This is a genomic window from Bradyrhizobium sp. CCGE-LA001, from assembly GCF_000296215.2.
In the GTDB taxonomy this organism is placed as follows: Bacteria; Pseudomonadota; Alphaproteobacteria; order Rhizobiales; family Xanthobacteraceae; genus Bradyrhizobium.
The window spans coordinates 7,253,004-7,268,913 of record NZ_CP013949.1 but is presented as its reverse complement, the minus strand read 5'-3'; the positions used below and the strand labels follow the sequence as shown (position 1 = coordinate 7,268,913).

Here is a 15,910-nt window from a genome sequence, read left to right as displayed (position 1 = left end):
GCCCACCATCTTCCTATGATCGCGAAAGCTCGTGGGCACGCTTCGCTTTGCCCACCCTACGGCACCGCCGCTGTGAGGCACGTTGTCATCACCTGCGACAGCGGGCCCGTTTCAAACGCCCGCGCAAACTTCGTTTGAAACTTTGTAATTGATGCAACCGTCATCCACATCGCGTTGAATGCGGCCGACACAGCAACGCGAGACATCCATGGCTACTCCCGACATCCCCGCCGGCTTCGAGCCGCATTTCCGCAAAGCCCCGCTCACCGATCCCTGGGAGCCGCTCTACTCGAAGAAGACCGAGAATGGCGTCACCGTAGGGCTGCGGCTGGGGACGCCGCACACCAACGCGCGCGGGCTCATTCATGGCGGGCTCATCGCGGCGCTGGCCGATGCCGCCATGGGGTATAGCTGTGCTCAGGCAACGGGCTGGTCGACGTCGTTCGTCACGATCTCGCTGTCGGTCGATTATGTCGGCGCCGCCGAGCTCGGCCAATGGCTCGCGGTCGAGGGCGAGGCGATCAAGACCGGCTCCACGATCTGCTTCGCGCAATGCCTGGTGAAGGCGGATGATGCCGTGATCGCGCGCGCCAGCGGGACGTTCAGGGTGGTGCCGAAGAAGGGGTGAGGCCGCCCTCTTCGTGTCCCGGACGCGGTGCGGCGCGAAGTGCCGCTCCGCAGAGCCGGGACCCATTCATCCGCAGTCCAACCTGCTGCTCCTGGATCCCGGCTCTGCGCCGCAACGCCAAGGGCGTTGCAGCTTGTCCGGGACACGCATTTCACACAAACCTCCACTTCGCCGTCTCCACCACGAGATCGACGAAGGCACGCACCTTGGCCGAGAGCAGGCGCGAGGTCGGGTAGACGATGTGGATCGGCAGCGCCGGTTGTTCATATGCGGCGAGCAGGATCTTCAGCCGGCCGCGCTTCAGGCCCTCGGCCGCCTGATAGGCCAGCACGCGCGTCACGCCGCCGCCGGCCTCGGCATATTGCAGCGCCGCGTCGGCGCTGTTGCTGATGAAACGAGGGGACAGCGGCACCTCGATATCGCGGCCCCCTTGCTGGAAGCGCCATTCGGACCAGGGGCCGAACTGGACGGTCTGGTGCCTGGCGAGCGCCTCTGGCGTCTTCGGCTCGCCGTGACGCTTGAGATAGCCGGGCGCGGCCACCACGATCCGCCGCATCTCGCCGACCTGGCGCGCGACCAGCGAGGAATCGGCGAGATGGCCGATGCGGACGGCGGCGTCCACCGCGTCCTCGACCAGGTTCACCAGATGGTCCGACAGCCGCAATTCGCAGGCGACCTCGGGATAACGCTTGAGATAGGCAGTCATGACCGGCCCGACATGCAGCCGGCCGAAGCCGACCGGCGCGGACACCACGAGATGTCCGCTGGGCCGGTTACGCTCCTGTCGCGCCGAGCCGTCGGCCTCCTCGACATCGGCAAGGATGCGCCGCGCGCGCTCCAGGTAGCGCGTGCCGACGTCGGTCAGCGTCACTTGCCGGGTGGTCCGCTGCAACAGCCGCGCGCCGAGATGCTCCTCCAGCGCCGCGATCAGGCGCGTGACCGCCGAGGGCGACAAGCGCAGCTTGCGCGCCGCCGGCGCAAAGCCGCGTAGATCGGCGACGGTGACGAAGACGTGCATGGCGTCGAGCCGGTCCATGGCATTATTGCATATATTGCAACGATGAAGTGTCAAGAGGCGTGATTGTTTTAGCGGCCGGCCAGTCCATCTTAGCTGGCGAAAGACGCAGGAATGCGCCCTGACACTTCAGGAGATGTTCCGATGACGACAGCAGTCCACACTTACGCGAGCGACGTCGCCTTTTCGTCGGCGGTGAAGGCGATCCAGGCGCGCAAGGGTTCGCGCGAGGCCTATGCGCGCAGCGAGCAGCGCGGCTGGCGCACCGAGGTCGATGACAATCTCGCGGCCTTCCTCGCGGAGGCCAACAGCTTCTACTTCGCCACGGCCTCCGCGGACGGCCAGCCCTATATCCAGCATCGCGGTGGGCCCAAGGGCTTTGTCAAGGTGCTGGACAAGCAGACGCTCGCCTTCGCCGACTATGCCGGCAACCAGCAGTTCATCACCCAGGGCAATCTCTCGGAGAATCCCAAGGCCTATATCTTCGTGATGGACTATGCCCATCGCCGCCGGGTGAAGATCTGGGGCGAGGCGCGCATCGTCGAGGACGACGAGGCGCTGACGACCTCACTGATGCCGAAAGGCTACCGCGCCCGGCCCGAGCAGGTGATCCTGTTCAAGATCGCAGCTTGGGACACCAACTGCCCGCAGCACATCCCGCAGAAGTTCGACGCGGCGGATGTGGCGGCGGCACTCGCTGCAAGGGATCAGCGGATTGCGGAACTGGAAGCGGAGCTGGCGGCGCTGAAGGGGAAGCAAGAGACGCCAGATTGAATGGTCTTCTTCCTTTCACCGTATCTTTCGACGTCATGCCCCGCGAAGGCGGGGCATCCAGTACGCAGAGGCCTCTGGTCTCGATCGCAACCACCTCGGAGTACTGGATCGCCCGGTCTAAACATCAAGCCGGGCGATGACAGCGAGTATACCATACCGCGGCGCTGCGAAACTCAGATCGCGCTCGTGCCTTCGTGCTGGAAGCCGAGATAGCTCGCCGCAACCCGCTCGTTCGCGGCGATATCGCTGGCTTTGCCACTGAGCACGAACTCGCCGAGCTCCATCACATAGGCCTGGTCCGCGATCTTCAGCGCGGCCTGTGCGTTCTGCTCGACCAGCAGCACGGAGACGCCGGCGGCGCGCAGCTCGGTGACGATGCGGAAGATGTCGGCGACGATGATCGGGGCGAGGCCGAGGCTCGGCTCGTCCAGCATCAGGAGCTTCGGCTCGCCCATCAGCGCGCGGCCCATCGCGAGCATCTGCTGCTCGCCGCCGGAGAGCGTGCCGGCCAGCTGCTTGCGCCGCTCCTTCAGCCGCGGAAACAGCGCGTAGACGCGCTCCATCGAAGCCCTCGCCTTGCTCCGTTCGATGCGGAAGGCGCCAAGCTCGAGATTGTCCTCGACATTCATGGTGACGAACAATTCGCGATGTTCAGGGACGAGGCCGAGGCCCATCGCGACGCGATCCTCGATGTCGAGCCGGGCGAGCTCCTGGCCGGCAAAGGCGACGCGTCCTTTCAGCGGCAAAATGCCCATGATGGCCGAGAGCAGCGTGGTCTTGCCGGCGCCGTTGGCGCCGACGATGGTGACGATCTGGTTGGCGCCGACCTCGAGCGAGACCGAGCGCACCGCCTCGACCTTGCCATAGGCGACATGCGCGTCGGCGACGGACAACAACGCGCTCATGCCGCCACTCCGAGATAAGCCTTGATCACTTCCGGGTTGGTCTTGATCGTGGCGGGGGTGCCCTCCGCGATCTTGGTGCCGAAATCGAGCACGACGATGCGGTCGGCGAGGTTCATGACGAAGCCCATGTCGTGCTCGACCAGCAGCACGCTCATGCCGCCGTCGCGCAGCTCGCGCAGCAGCGTTGCCAGCCGCTGCTTCTCCATGTGGCGCAGGCCCGCGGCCGGCTCGTCGAGCAGCAAAAGCATCGGGTCGACGCAGAGCGCGCGGGCGATTTCGACGATGCGCTGCTGGCCGAGCGAAAGGCTGCCGGCCAGCTGGTGCATCTGCTCGGTGAGGCCGACGCGCTCGATCTGGCGGGCGGCTTCCGCGAGCAGCTTGGCCTCGTCGGCGCGGTCGAGGCGCAGCATCGAGGCAACTGGGCCGGCGTGGCCGCGCAGATGCGCGCCGATCGCGACGTTCTCCAGCACCGTCATATCAGGCACCAGCTTGACGTGCTGGAACGTGCGGGAGATGCCGAGCTTGACGATCTCCTGCGGCGGCGCCTTGTCGACCTTTTTGCCGAGCACCGACACCGAGCCCGAGGTCGCCGACAGCACGCCGGTGATCAGGTTAAACGTCGTGCTCTTGCCGGCGCCGTTCGGGCCGATCAGGGCGACGATCTCGCGGGCATGGACGTCGAAGGAGACGTTGTTGACCGCGACCACGCCGCCGAACTGCTTCCGCGCCTTGTCGACCTGGAGCAGGGTGTTGGACTCGCCGGGTGCGCGGGCACGATGCTCGAGCTTCAGCGAGGTGTCGGGCGTCTTGCCACCGATGCGCTCGGGCAGGAACGACATCAGCCAGGGCCACAACCCTCCGGGTGCGAGCTGGAGCAGCGCCACCAGCATGATGCCGAACACGATGGTCTCGACCTGCCCGGAGCCGGGCAGGAGCAGCGGCAGATAGCTCTGCAGCACCTCCTTCAGGATCACGACGATCGCGGCGCCCAGCACGCCGCCCCAGACATAGCCGGCGCCGCCGACCACGGCGATGAAGAGGTATTCGATGCCCATATGCGCGCCGAACGGCGTCGGGTTCACCGCGCGCTGAAGGTGCGCGTAGAGCCACCCCGAGAGCCCGGCGAGCACGGCGGCGTGGATGAACACCAGGAGCTTGGCACGCGGCGTGTGCACACCGAAAGCTTCCGCCGCGACATGGCCGCGCCTGAGCGCGCGGATGGCGCGGCCGGTGCGGGAGTCCAGCAGGTTCATCGTCAACAGCGCCGAAACGATCACGGCGATCCAGATCGCGTAATAGATCGAGCCGGGCGAGAGCATCTTGAATGTGCCGATCGACAGTGGCGGGATCGCCGAGATGCCGTCGTTTCTCCCCAGGAATTCCAGCTTGCTGAAGAGATAGAACAGCCCGAGCCCCCAGGCGATGGTGCCGAGCGGCAGGTAATGGCCCGACAGGCGGACGGTGATCAGGCCGAGCAGCACTGCGAACACGCCGCTGACCAGGAGCGACAGCGGCAGGGTCAGCCACGGCGAGACGCCATAGGCCGTCGACAGCACCGCGGTGGTGTAGGCGCCGAAGCCGACGAAGGCGGCTTGTCCAAAGGAGGTCAGGCCGCCGACGCCGGTCAGCAGTACGAGGCCCATCGCGACCAGGGCGGCAAGGCCGATATTGTCGAGCAGCACGATCCAGAACGGTGGCATGCCCGGGATGAACGGGATCACCGCCATGACGGCTGCGAAGACGAGAATGGGAAGCCGGCTTTGCATCTTAGCCTCAGTCCTTCTCTTCCTCGACCGCCGGCGCGGCGAGCGAGCGCAGCAGCAGCACCGGGATCAGCAACATGAAGACGATGACCTCTTTGTAATTAGAGGCGTAGAAGGACGAGAATGCCTCGACCGTGCCGACCACGAGTGCCGCGACGGCGGTGAGCGGATAGCTGACCAGGCCGCCGATGATCGCGGCGACGAAGCCCTTCAGGCCGATCAGGAAGCCGGAGTCGTAGTACAATGTCGTGATCGGCACGATCAGGATGCCCGACAGCGCACCGATCACCGACGCCAGCAGGAAGGCGATCTGTCCTGACAGTGTGGTGCGGATGCCGGCGAGCCGCGCCCCGAGACGGTTCACCGCGGTCGCGCGCAGCGCCTTGCCGTACAGCGTCAGGCCGAAGAACAGCCAGAGAGCGACGATGAAGGCGATGGTGATGGCGTAGACGGTGATGCTCTGGCCGGTGAAGCGCAGCGCACCGGCGGTGAAGGCGCCGGACAGCACGGCAGGCCCGCGCTGTCCCTCGGCGCCGAAGAACAACAGGCCAAGTCCCTGCAGCGCGAGATGGACGCCCACCGAGGCGATCAGCAATACCAGCACGGAGGTGTGGGCCAGCGGCTGGAACGCGATGCGGTAGATGTAGAGGCCGATCATGGCCACGATCACCAGCGACAGCGCGATGCAGGCCGCGATCGGCGGCTTCTGGGCGGCGAAGTACAGCGTCAGCGCCAGCACGATGGCCGGCAGCACGACGTTGGCGATCACGCTTCGCAGGATCAGGCGGCCGTGCAGGGCCTTGCGCGCGGCGAACAGGTCGAAGGCGAAGGCGCCGATGCCCAGCGCCAACGCGAGCTTGGCGGTGCCCGGCATCTGGCCCGCCGCCAGCGAGGCGTAGGTCAGCGCGCCATAGGTGACGAATTCGCCCTGGGGAATGAGGATGACGCGGGTGACGGCGAACACCAGCACCAGCGCCAGGCCGAGTAGCGCATAGATCGCGCCATTGGTGATGCCGTCCTGCACCAGGAACAGCATGATGGTGGTATTCAAGACCGGACGCTCCCCCTAATCCGGACCGATCCCCGCGATTGTGGTGGACCGTCCGCTCACAGCCATTGAAAAACGCTGACGATATTTGATATGGTCCATAACAATTATCAAATATAACATCAAGGGTAGGGAACGACCTGCCCTAAACTTAGCGGGATTACGAGCACGAGGCGATGACCGTTTCCAAAACCGCTGAAAAGTCCGCTGAAAAGTCCTCCGAAAAGCCGGCCGACGCGGCCAAGGGCCGCAAGGACGCAGGCGAGCCGCAGGCGGAGGCCCTCCAGCTCGGCGAGCTCTCCGAACAGCTGGGCTACGTCTTGAAGCGGGCCCAGCTCAAGGTGTTCGAGAATTTCCTGCGCTGCATGGCTTCGCTCCAGCTCACGCCGGCGCAATTCTCCGTGCTGCTGCTGGTCGAGAAGAATCCGGGCCGAAACCAGACCGAGATTGCCTCCACGCTCGGCATCCTCAGGCCGAATTTCGTGGCTATGCTCGACAATCTCGAAAGCCGCGACCTGTGCGCGCGCATCCGCTCCACCAACGACCGCCGCTCCCACATCCTGGTGCTCACCGACAAGGGCAAGGCGGTGCTCGCCCGCGCCAAGAAGCTCGTCGCCACCAAGCACGAGGCCCGGCTGAACGACCTGCTCGGGCAGAGCAACCGCGAAGCCTTGCTGGGGATGTTGTCGAAGATCGCCAACGAGTTTTGACTCCTACCCTCTCCTCGGGGGAAGGGTCGACCGCGCGTAGCGTGGGCGGGGTGGGGGTGATCTCTCCACTCGGGCACTGCATCGGTTGAGAGACTGTCACCCCACCCCGTCTCGCATCTCGCTGCGCTCGATTGCGAGCCGACCCTCCCCCGCCAGGGGAGGGTAAGCGAACTTCAGTCCACCAAAACCACGCGGATGTCGTTCACGTTGGTCAGCGTCGGGCCGGGCTGGAGCAGATCGCCGGTCGCCTCGAAGAACGTCGTCGCGTCGTTGTTGTCGAGATAGGCCTGCGGCTGGAGCCTCTGCGCCTTCATCTTCGCAAACGTCGCGGCGTCGATCAGCGCGCCGGCCGGGTCGGTGGGATGACCGGCGCCGCCGTCGGCGCCGTCGGTGTCGGCGGCCAGCGCCGAAATGTTTGGGGTGTCCTTCAGGAGGCCGGCGAGTGCCAGCGCGTATTCCTGGTTCGGTCCGCCGCGCCCATTGCCGCGCACGGTGACCGTGAGCTCGCCGCCGGAGAGGATCGCGACACGCTTGCCTTGCGCGCGGGCTTCAAGCGCGAGCCTGGCATGATCGGCGGCGACCTCGCGCGCCTCGCCTTCGAGATCGGCACCGAGATCGATGGTCTCAAAGCCGGCCTCGCGCGCGAGCTTGACGGCGGCGTCGAGCGATTGCTTGGGCCGCGCGATCAGTTCGAACTGCGCGCGCGCAAAGGCCGCGTCGCCCGGCTTGCAGCTTTCATTGGCGGAATCGTCGAGGGCACGCCGCACCGCATCGTCGATGTCGAGCCTGTATTTCGCGACAATTGCGCGCGCATCGGCGAGCGTCGTCGGGTCCGGCACGGTGGGGCCGGAGGCGATCGCGGAGGGATCGTCATGCGGCACGTCGGAGATCGCCAGCGTCACGATCTCGGCAGCATTCCTGCCGGCGCGCGCGAGACGGCCGCCCTTGATCCGCGAGAGATGCTTGCGCACGACGTTCATCTCGCCGATCGGCGCGCCCGAACGGAGCAGCGCCTTGTTGACCGCTTGCTTCTGCGCGAAGCTGATGCCCTCCACCGGCGCGATCCAGTTCGCCGAGCCGCCGCCGGTGAGCAGCACCAGCAGCAGATCGTCGGGACCGGCCTCGCCCGCGAGCGCGAGCGTGTCGGCGGCGCCCCTCAGCCCGGCCTCGTCGGGCACGGGATGGCCGGCCTCGACCACGCGGATGCGGCGGGTCGGCACGCCGTAGCCGTGGCGCGTGGTGGCGATACCGACGAGGCGCTCCGGTGCGAGCTTCAGCGTGTCGAGATAGTGCCGTTCGGCCGCCGTCGCCATCGCGCCGGCGCCCTTGCCGGCGGCGAGGCAGATCACGCGTCCCCTGGGTGCAGGGCGCAGATGCGGCGCCAGGATCGTGTTCGGATGGGCGGCGGCAACGGCAGCGTCGTAGAGCGCGCGAAGCAGGGGACGGCGATCGGTCATGACGAAAGGCCTTGGTAGACAGGAGAGATCGGCGGTGGGCGCCGGCCAGTCACATGCCTACCGCATCAGGCCCGAAAGCGTAAGCCGGCTTCGCCATCATTCGATTGTGCAATCGCGTGATCATGATCGGCGCACAAGCAAAAGCCCCCTGCGCCATCGGCGCAGGGGGCCTGTCATTGCTGGTTCCTTGCGACTAACCGCCGGCGTCGGCGCTGATCACCTCACCGAACAGATCCCACTTGTCGCCCTTGAACTTCATGAGCTGGAGCGAGCTGATCGGTGCGAAGTCGTTCGCGCCGGTGTTGATCTTGATGCCGGGCAGCAGCACTTCGGTGCGGAAGTCCTTCAGGCTCGCCGCCTGCTTCATGACGTTCTCGCGCGTGAGATTGTCGCCGCACTTCTTCAGCACTTCGACCAGCGTCTGCGCCACGCCGTAGCCGACGATGGTGCCGCCGTCGAGCTTGTCGCCTTCGGGGAAGTACTTCGTCATGAACTCCAGGAAGGCTTTCATGCCGGCGTCGTCCTTCCACTGCGGATCGGACACGTCCTTCAGATAGGCCGCCGAGATGATGTCCTGCGAATTCTCGAACCCGGCGGGCTTGATCACGCTGCCGACCGAGGCCGAGACGTTGTTGAGGAAGTGCGTCGGCTTCCAGCCGATTTCGGAGATCTTCTTGATCGCCTGCGCCGCGAATTTCGGCGTGGTGATGTTGATGAAGACGTCGGCGCCCGTCGCCTTCAGCTTGACGATGTGGTTGTCGATGGTCGGCTCCGAAGTCTCGTAGCTTTCCTCCAGCACGATCATGCTCGCGGCCTTGGCGCCGAGACCGTCCTTCAGGCCCTTCAAATAGTCCTTGCCGTAATCGTCGTTCTGGTAGAGCACGCCGATCTTGGCGTTCGGCATCGCCTTCAGGATGTACTTCGCGTAGATCTGCGTCTCGCTCTGGTAGTTGGGCTGCCAGCCCATCGTCCAGGGGAAGTTCTGTGGATCGTTCCACTTGGTGGCGCCGGTGGCGACGAAGAGTTGCGGCACCTTCTTCGAGTTCATGTATTTCTGGATCGCCGAGTTCGGCGGCGTGCCGAGCGAGTTGAAGACCAGCAGCACCTCGTCGCTCTCGACGAGCTTGCGTGCCTGCTCCACCGTCTTGGGCGGCGAGTAGGCGTCGTCGTAGGAGACGAAATTGATCTTGCGGCCGTTGATGCCGCCCTCTTCGTTGATCTTCTTGAAATAGGCGGCCTCGGTCCGTCCGATGATGCCATAGGCGGAGGCCGGTCCGCTGTAGGGCATGATGTTGCCGATCTTGATCTCGGTGTCGGTCGCGCCGGTATCGTATTTCTTCTGGGCCGATGCGGTGGACGTCGTGGCCGCGAGAAGCGCGAGCGCCAATGAAGCGGCCGCAAGCTTGCCGGTGACAGCAGGCATTCCAATCTCCCTGTTTTTCTTGATGTGTGCGCGTCCTTTTCTTGGCTTGATTGTTTTTGGCGACGCGTCGCAATTCAATACGATTTGCCCGAGGGCTTCAAGGAAAAGACCCTGCGGCAGAGCCGCAGGGGCTGCGTCTTTAGTCGATTTTTGGTCACACGTTCGGCGACTGGTTAACGTTCAGCCGCCGACGTCGCCGCTCAGGATGTCGCCAAATCGCTCCCAATGCTCGCCCTTGAAGCGCATCAGCTGCAGCTGCGAGAGCGGGGCGAAATCGGTCGCCGAGGTGTTTACCTTGATGCCCGGCAACAGGCCGCCCGGCTCGTAATCCTTGATGCTGGCGGCCTGTTTCATGACGTTCTCGCGGGTCAGATTGTCGCCGCAGGCCTTGAGCACGTGGACAAGGCCCTGGGCCACGATGTAGCCGTACATCACCGCGGCATCGGCGCGGTTCGCTTCCGGATAGTACTTGTCCAGGAACTCGTTCCAGCCAATCATCGCAGGGTCGCTCTTCCATTGCGCGTCGGTGGGATCCTTGAAATACTGCGACGAGATGACGTCCTGCGCATTCTCGAAGCCGGCCGGCTTGATCACGCTGCCGATCGAGTTCGAGACGTTGTTGAGGAAGTGCAGCGGCTTCCAGCCGAGCTCGGCATTCTTCTTGATCGCTTGCGCCGCGAATTTCGGCGTGGTGATGTTCATGAAGACGTCGGCGCCCGAGGCCTTCAGTCTCACGATGTGCGAGTCGATGGTCGGCTCGGAGACCTCATAGGTGTCCTCGATAACGATCATCGAGGCCGCTTTGGCGCCGAGCCCGTCCTTGAAGCCCTTCAGATAGTCCTTGCCGTAATCGTCGTTCTGATAGAGCACCGCGATCTTGGCGTCCGGCTTGTTCTTCAGGATGTACTTGGCATAGATGACGGTCTCGCTTTGGTAGTTCGGCTGCCAGCCCATGGTCCACGGGAAAGCTTGCGGATCGTTCCATTTGGTAGCGCCGGTGGCGACGAACAGCTGCGGCACCTTCTTCTGGTTCATGTATTTCTGGATCGCCGAGTTCGGCGGCGTTCCGAGCGAATTAAAGATCAGCAGGACTTCGTCGCTCTCGACCAGCTTGCGCGCCTGCTCCACCGTCTTCGGCGGGGAATAGGCGTCGTCATAGGAGACGAAGCTGATCTTGCGACCGTTGATGCCGCCTTCCGCGTTGATCTTGCGGAAATAGGCCTCCTCGGTCTTGCCGATCACGCCGTAAGAGGAGGCCGGTCCGCTGTAGGGCATGATGTTGCCGATCTTGATCTCGGTGTCGGACGCGCCGGTGTCGTATTTCTTCTGTGCCGATGCTGCCGTGGACAAGGTGGTAGCCATCAGGAAGGCAGCCGAAAAAGCTGCCAACCGCACGTGCATTGCAGGCATCTCGCTCTCCCTGGGTCGGTTGAATGTGTCGATTGTTCTTGATTGGGAGCGGTCGTTGCGCGCCGCTCCGTCGCACATTCAATACCCATAAATCGCGGCCAGCAAGAAAAAGCGCGCCTGGGTCACCGGCGAAGGACGTGCAAATGATTTGAGGCCGCGGGGAATATTCCGGCTCGTGAGATTCCGCGCGCCGTTAATCAATTGCGCTTAAGTTGTCGACGTATAGCAGCGCGATCTTTAATTGCGCGACGCTCAGTGGCCAAGCTCGCTCGAGATCACATCGCCGAACAGCTCCCACTTCTTGCCCTTGAAGCGCATCATCTGCAGCTGCTTGATCGGCGCGAAATCGTCCGGCGCGGTGTTGATCTTGATCCCGGGCAAGAGCGTATCGGGTTCGAAATCCTTCAAGGAGGCGGCCTGCCTCATGATGTTCTCGCGGGTGAGATCGTCGCCGCACATCTGCAGCACCTTCACCATCGTCTGCGCTGCCGCATAGCCGAACACCACGCCGGCATCGAGCTTGTTGGCCTTTGGCTCGTACTGCGCGAGGAAATTGTAGAACTTCTTCATGCCGTCGTCGGCGTTCCATTGCGGGTCGGAGCCGTCCTTGGCGTAGCTCGCCGACAGCACGCCTTGCGAGACCTCGAGGCCGGCCGGCTCCAGCACGCCGCCGACCGAAGCCGACACGTTGGAGATGATCTGGATCGGATGCCAGTTGATCTCCGCCGCCTTCTTGATCCCCTGCGCGGCGAATTTCGGGCTGCTAATGCTGATGAAGATATCGGCGCCCGTGGACTTCAGCTTCACAACCCGCTCGTCGATCGCCGGCTCGGAGGTGTCGTAGCCTTCTTCCCGCACGATCATCGAGGCCTTCGGGCCAAGGCCCTCCTTCAGTCCCTTCAGATAGTCCTTGCCAAAATCGTCGTTCTGGTAGAGCACGCCGATCTTGCCGTCCGGCTTCTCCTTCATGATGTACTTGGCGTAGATGCGCGCCTCGCTGACGTAGCTCGGCTGCCAGCCCATGGTCCAGGGGAAGTTCTTCGGGTCGTTCCACTTCGAGGCGCCGCTCGCCACGAACAATTGCGGCACCTTCTTCTCGTTCATGTATCTGCGGATTGCATTGTTGGTGGAGGTTCCGAGCGAGCCGAAGATCAAAAGCACGCCGTCGCTCTCGACCAGCTTGCGCGCCTGCTCCACCGTTTTCGGCGGCGAGTAGGCGTCGTCATAGGAGATGAACCTGATCTTGCGGCCGTTGATGCCGCCCTCGGCATTGATCTTGTTGAAATAGGCCTCCTCGGTCTTGCCGATGGCGGCATAGGCGGAGGCGGGGCCGCTATAGGGCATGATGTTGCCGATCTTGATCTCGGTGTCGGAGGCGCCGGTATCGTATTTCTTTTGCGCCAGTGCCCCGCCGCTCATCGCAGTGCACAACGCGAATGCGGCCGAGAAGGTCGCAACCTGAAATCGAACGGCGATCATAGTTCTCCTACCCCGGGCTGGATCGGCGCCGCATTGAACAAGATTGACGCCGGCCGTCAACAAAAAGCCCCCGCGGTCGCCCGCGGGGGCTTGTCAGCTCGAATTGTTGCGTCAGCGGTTCACTCGGAGGCGACGTCGCCGCTGATGATCTCGCCGAACAGTTCCCACTTCTCGCCCTTGAAACGCATCATCTGGAGCTGCGCGATCGGAGCGAAATCGGTGGCACTGGTGTTGATCTTGACGCCGGGCAGCAGGGTGTCCGGAGCGAAGTCCTTCAATGCGGCGGCCTGCTTCATGATGTTGGCGCGGGTGAGATCGTCGCCGCACATCTCCAGCACCTTGGCGAGGGTCGAGGCGGCGCCATAGCCGTAGACCATGCTGGTGTCCGATTTGTCGGCGCCAGGCATGTACTTGTCGACGAACTCATTCCACTTCTTCATGCCGGGGTCGTTGGCCCATTGCGGATCCGTGGAGTCCTTGGCATAGGCCGCCGACAGCACGCCCTGCGCGTTCTCGAAGCCGGCCGGCTTCATCACGCTGCCGACCGAGATCGACACGTTGGTGAGGATCTGGAGCGGCTTCCAGCTGAGCTCGGCGGTCTTTTTGATGGTCTGGGCCGCGAACTTCGGCGTGGTGTAGATCAAGAGCACGTCGGGATTGGCGGCCTTGATCTTGACGATGTGGCCGTCGATCGACGGCTCGGACACCTCGTAGCTCTCCTCCATAATGATCATGGACGAGGCCTTGGCGCCGAGGCCGTCCTTGGTGCCCTTGAGGTAGTCTTTGCCGAAATCGTCGTTCTGGTAGAGGATCGCGACCTTGGCGTCGGGCTTCTCCTTCATCAGCCATTTCGCGTAGATCTGCGCTTCGCTCTGGTAGGAGGGCTGCCAGCCCATGGTCCAGGGGAAGTTCTTCGGGTCGTTCCACTTGGTGGCGCCGGTGGCGACGAAGAGCTGCGGGATCTTCTTGGCGTTCAGGTACTTCTGGATTGCCGTGTTCGAGGGCGTGCCGAGTGGGTTGAACACCACCAGCACCTCGTCGCTCTCGACCAGCTTGCGCACCTGCTCGACGGCCTTCGGCGGCGAATAGCCGTCGTCATAGCTAACGAAGTTGATCTTGCGGCCGTTGATGCCGCCCTTGTCGTTGATCATCCGGAAGTAGGCTTCTTCGGTCTTGCCGATGATGCCATAGGCCGACGCCGGACCGCTGTACGGCATGATGTTGCCGATCTTGATCTCGGTATCGGACGCGCCGGTGTCGTACTTCTTTTGGGCGAGTGCAGCGCCGGAGGTGAGGGAAATGGCCGCCGTTGCCGTGACCAGCGCGGCGGCTCGCAGTGTTCTTCCAAAAAGCAATTCGATCTCCTTCTTCAATGAACGCCTGGATGAGAGTCTTCAGTTCTTCCTGATCTTGCCGGCGAGTTGCTGGCCCAGGATCGCGATCTGCCGTGCGCCATGCGGCACCAGGTAGATGACGAGGAACAGGAGGACGCCGAACACGGCGCCGGAGAGGCCCTTTGAGATGCTCTCCGCCATGTTCGGCACGAAAATGATGAAGGCCGCGCCGACGAACGAGCCGGGCAGCCAGCCGACGCCGCCGACGACCATGCCGAGGAACAGCGAGATCGCGAGCGTGATGGTGTAGCTGTCGGGCGCGACGAATTGCACGGCGATGGCGCCGAGCGAGCCGGCGACGCCGGTGATGCCCGCGGACACGCCGAAGGCCAGTGTCTTGTAGAGCGCGACATTGACGCCCATCGAGGAGGCCGCGATCTCGTTGTCGCGGATCGCCATGAAGGCGCGGCCCGAGCGGGAGCGCAGCAGGTTCACCGAGAAGATGTAGATCGCGATCGTCACGATGAGCGTGAAATAGTACAGCCACATGTCCTGCGACATCGGCAGGCCGAACGGCGCGTCCGGCTTGGTGACGACGAGGCCCTGCACGCCGCCGGTCCAGTGCTCGAGGAAGTTCAGCTTGAGCAGCTGCGGCATTGCGGTGGCGAGTGCGAAGGTCGCGAGCGCGAGATAGATGCCCGACAGCCGCAGCGCCGGCTTTCCGAACAGGTAGCCGAACCCGAAGCAGATCGCTGCGGAAATCGGGATGGTCAGCGCATAGTTGACGTTGGCATGCTCCATCAGCACCGCCGAGGTATAGGCGCCGACGGCGTAGAATGCGCTCTGGCCGAGCGAGAACTGGCCGGAACCGCCGGTCAGGATGTTCAGCGCCAGCACCGCGAGCCCGTAGATCAGGAGCATCGTCATCTGGAAGATGATGAAGTTCTTGACAAACAACGGCACGACCAACAACGCCGCCAGCACCACCAGCGAGGTGCCGGTGCCCAGCGTCATGGCCCGCTTCGGGACCGCCTCGACCGCCTCGTGGCCTTCGGTGACGACTTCTTCTGCTGCGCTCATGATCAAACTCGCTTGACGATTGGCCGGCCGAACAGGCCAGCGGGTTTGACGACCAGGACGGAGATGATCAGCGCGAGCGCGATCGGGAGCTTCAGTTCGTTGCCGACGCCGGGGATGTAGGTGCCGGCGAGGTTCTCGAACACGCCGACCAGGAAGCCGCCGACCACGGCGCCGAACGGGCTCGACAGACCGCCGAGCACCGCGGCGGCGAAGCCGTAGATCAGCACGCCGCCCATCATGTTGGGCTCGAGGAAAACAACCGGAGCGATCAGCATGCCGGCGATCGAGCCGATCGCGGTTGCCATGCCCCAGCCGAGCGCGATCATCCAGCTCGTGTTGATGCCGACGAGGCGGGCCGATTCAGGCACCGAGGCGGCCGCGCGCATCGCAAGACCGATCCGCGTGTACTGGAAGAAGAAATACAGCGCGAGCAGCAGCGCTATCGTGACGCCGATCATGCCGGCCTGGTGGGTGGAGATCAGCTGGCTGCCGAGGAACGGTGCGGAGCCGAACGGGGTCGGATATTGCTTGATCGTGAAGTCCCAGATCAGGCCGGCCGAGGAGTTGATGATCGCAAACAGCGCGATGAAGCCGGCGACGTTGGTCAGCACCGGTGCTTTCGCGAGCGGCTTGAACAGGATGCGCTCGATCGCGATGCCCGCGACGAAGGAAAATGCCAGCGTGATCAGGAAGGCGGCCCAGTAGGACACGCCCCACTGCATCAACTGCCAGGAGATGAAGGTCGAGAACATCGCCATCTCGCCTTGCGCGAAGTTGAGATGATCGATGGCTTGGTAGATCATGACGACGGCCAAGGCCATGCAGGCATAGATCGCGCCCGTGGCGATGCCGGCCAGGACCTGGTTGGTGAACAGCTCCATTGT

At 63.8% G+C, this 15,910-nt stretch carries 14 protein-coding genes; 3 read left to right on the top strand and 11 right to left on the bottom strand.

What is annotated here, in order from left to right; genetic code table 11:
- Window positions 1–208 precede the first annotated feature (208 nt).
- Window positions 209–628, top strand: coding sequence for a PaaI family thioesterase (locus BCCGELA001_RS33155; RefSeq protein ID WP_060737202.1), 420 nt, complete (start codon window positions 209–211; stop codon window positions 626–628).
- A 151-nt stretch (window positions 629–779) separates the two neighbouring features.
- Here BCCGELA001_RS33155 and BCCGELA001_RS33150 read toward each other — a convergent pair whose 3' ends face one another.
- Entirely contained in the window at window positions 780–1,664 is an 885-nt protein-coding gene (locus tag BCCGELA001_RS33150) for a LysR family transcriptional regulator (protein ID WP_060737201.1), read from the bottom strand.
- A gap of 123 nt (window positions 1,665–1,787) precedes the next feature.
- On the opposite strand from BCCGELA001_RS33150, the gene BCCGELA001_RS33145 reads away from it, so the two are divergent.
- On the top strand, window positions 1,788–2,417 hold the full coding sequence (locus BCCGELA001_RS33145) for a pyridoxamine 5'-phosphate oxidase family protein (RefSeq protein WP_008541684.1): 630 nt from the start codon (window positions 1,788–1,790) through the stop codon (window positions 2,415–2,417).
- A gap of 173 nt (window positions 2,418–2,590) precedes the next feature.
- On the opposite strand, the gene BCCGELA001_RS33140 is transcribed toward BCCGELA001_RS33145, so the two are convergent.
- The 3 genes from BCCGELA001_RS33140 to BCCGELA001_RS33130 are packed head-to-tail and all read right to left on the bottom strand — an operon-like array spanning window position 2,591 to window position 6,136.
- Complete coding sequence (locus BCCGELA001_RS33140) at window positions 2,591–3,322, bottom strand: ABC transporter ATP-binding protein (RefSeq protein WP_060737200.1); 732 nt, start codon at window positions 3,320–3,322, stop codon at window positions 2,591–2,593.
- Window positions 3,319–5,088, bottom strand: a complete 1,770-nt coding sequence (locus tag BCCGELA001_RS33135) for a branched-chain amino acid ABC transporter ATP-binding protein/permease (protein WP_060737199.1) — start codon at window positions 5,086–5,088, stop codon at window positions 3,319–3,321. Before BCCGELA001_RS33135 ends, BCCGELA001_RS33140 begins: the two co-directional genes overlap by 4 nt.
- Before the next feature lie 7 nt (window positions 5,089–5,095).
- A complete protein-coding gene (locus BCCGELA001_RS33130; RefSeq protein WP_008541696.1) occupies window positions 5,096–6,136 on the bottom strand; it encodes a branched-chain amino acid ABC transporter permease in 1,041 nt (346 codons plus the stop codon).
- A 173-nt stretch (window positions 6,137–6,309) separates the two neighbouring features.
- Here BCCGELA001_RS33130 and BCCGELA001_RS33125 point away from each other — a divergent pair, with 173 nt between their 5' ends.
- Window positions 6,310–6,843 (top strand): MarR family winged helix-turn-helix transcriptional regulator, encoded by a 534-nt coding sequence (locus tag BCCGELA001_RS33125; RefSeq protein WP_008541699.1) that lies wholly within the window; start codon window positions 6,310–6,312, stop codon window positions 6,841–6,843.
- Window positions 6,844–7,016: 173 nt separating this feature from the next.
- Here the strand turns inward: BCCGELA001_RS33125 and BCCGELA001_RS33120 are convergent, their stop codons facing one another.
- From BCCGELA001_RS33120 to BCCGELA001_RS33090, 7 genes are all read right to left on the bottom strand, one after another.
- A complete protein-coding gene (locus BCCGELA001_RS33120; RefSeq protein ID WP_060737198.1) occupies window positions 7,017–8,300 on the bottom strand; it encodes a glycerate kinase type-2 family protein in 1,284 nt (427 codons plus the stop codon).
- A 193-nt stretch (window positions 8,301–8,493) separates the two neighbouring features.
- A complete protein-coding gene (locus BCCGELA001_RS33115; RefSeq protein ID WP_060737197.1) occupies window positions 8,494–9,723 on the bottom strand; it encodes an ABC transporter substrate-binding protein in 1,230 nt (409 codons plus the stop codon).
- A 180-nt stretch (window positions 9,724–9,903) separates the two neighbouring features.
- On the bottom strand, window positions 9,904–11,133 hold the full coding sequence (locus BCCGELA001_RS33110) for an ABC transporter substrate-binding protein (RefSeq protein WP_060737196.1): 1,230 nt from the start codon (window positions 11,131–11,133) through the stop codon (window positions 9,904–9,906).
- Window positions 11,134–11,385: 252 nt separating this feature from the next.
- A complete protein-coding gene (locus BCCGELA001_RS33105) occupies window positions 11,386–12,612 on the bottom strand; it encodes an ABC transporter substrate-binding protein (RefSeq protein WP_008541717.1) in 1,227 nt (408 codons plus the stop codon).
- A gap of 119 nt (window positions 12,613–12,731) precedes the next feature.
- Window positions 12,732–13,967: an ABC transporter substrate-binding protein gene (locus BCCGELA001_RS33100; protein ID WP_060737989.1), complete on the bottom strand. Its 1,236-nt coding sequence runs from the start codon at window positions 13,965–13,967 to the stop codon at window positions 12,732–12,734.
- A gap of 39 nt (window positions 13,968–14,006) precedes the next feature.
- On the bottom strand, window positions 14,007–15,026 hold the full coding sequence (locus BCCGELA001_RS33095; RefSeq protein ID WP_060737195.1) for a branched-chain amino acid ABC transporter permease: 1,020 nt from the start codon (window positions 15,024–15,026) through the stop codon (window positions 14,007–14,009).
- A 2-nt stretch (window positions 15,027–15,028) separates the two neighbouring features.
- Window positions 15,029–15,907 (bottom strand): branched-chain amino acid ABC transporter permease, encoded by an 879-nt coding sequence (locus tag BCCGELA001_RS33090; RefSeq protein WP_060737194.1) that lies wholly within the window; start codon window positions 15,905–15,907, stop codon window positions 15,029–15,031.
- Between the last annotated feature and the right edge of the window lie 3 nt (window positions 15,908–15,910).